Raw genomic sequence first — 1009 nt, 5'->3', positions numbered from 1 at the left:
GCAAAGCTCAACGAGCTGTCCCGCCAGGCCGAACAGACCACCGAGGCGATGCACAGCGCGCAGCTCGACTTCAAGGAAAAGCTTGCGGCTCAACGGGCTGCCAACAAGGTACACGCCGACGACCAAGCAGCGCTGAATGCCGCAAAAGTGCAGCTGGCAACCTACCAGTCGGCGGTGAATCAGTTTGCCACCACCACGTACATGGGTGGCCGGACCGATGGCCTGGACGCGATGTTGACCGCCGGGTCGCCGCAGCAGCTGATCGACAAGCTGGCCGTGCAGCGGGTGGTGTCCGCCGATATGGCGGTGCGAATGGAGCGCTACCGGGACGCCAACGAGCAGGCCGACCGGGCCGAGCAGGCGTCCGCCAAGTCCGCGACCGAGGCCACGGCAGCCGCCGAGCGGGCCGCCGAGGTGCGCGCGGACCTGCAATCCCGGCGGAGTCGGCTGCAACTGCAGATCGCCGTGGTCAAATCGCAGTACATGTCGCTGACGCCCGGACAGCGCGTCGCACTTGCTGCCCCCGGCCCGGCACCCGAGGCGGCCCCCGGCGCGCCCGCACCCGAGGCGATACCTGGTTTGACGCCCGGTGTCATGCCGGGCTTGCCCCCGGCCGACGCATTGCCGCCGATCGACGAAGCCGAGCCGCCTACCGGTGCAGGAGAGCCGCCGCCGATCGGCGGGGACGCGCCCGGCGGTGAACGGGCAGCGACCGTGGTGCAAGCGGCGCTGACGCAGGTCGGCACGCCCTACGCTTGGGGCGGTTCCGGGCCGGGCGGGTTCGACTGCTCCGGGTTGGTGATGTGGTCATTCCACCAGGCCGGCATCTCCTTGCCGCATTCCAGCCAGGCGCAGGCCAATGGCGGACAGCCGATCGCGCTGTCCGACCTGCAACCCGGCGATGTGCTGACGTTCTACGGGGATGCCTCCCACTCCGGCATCTACGTCGGCGACGGCATGATGGTCCATTCGTCCACCTACGGTCAGCCGGTCCAGGTGGTGCCGATGA

Annotated in this window: 1 protein-coding gene; it reads left to right on the top strand. The window is 69.2% G+C overall.

The window, feature by feature from the left end:
- Positions 1-1009, top strand: a 1009-nt coding sequence (ripC, locus tag AC2VON_RS16165) for a peptidoglycan hydrolase RipC (RefSeq protein ID WP_486953864.1), incomplete at both ends; no start/stop codon positions are given.

The organism is Mycobacterium sp. TH-M82 (assembly GCF_057473605.1).
Note: the sequence above shows the minus strand (reverse complement) of the source record. Positions and strands in the feature narration are given on the sequence as shown.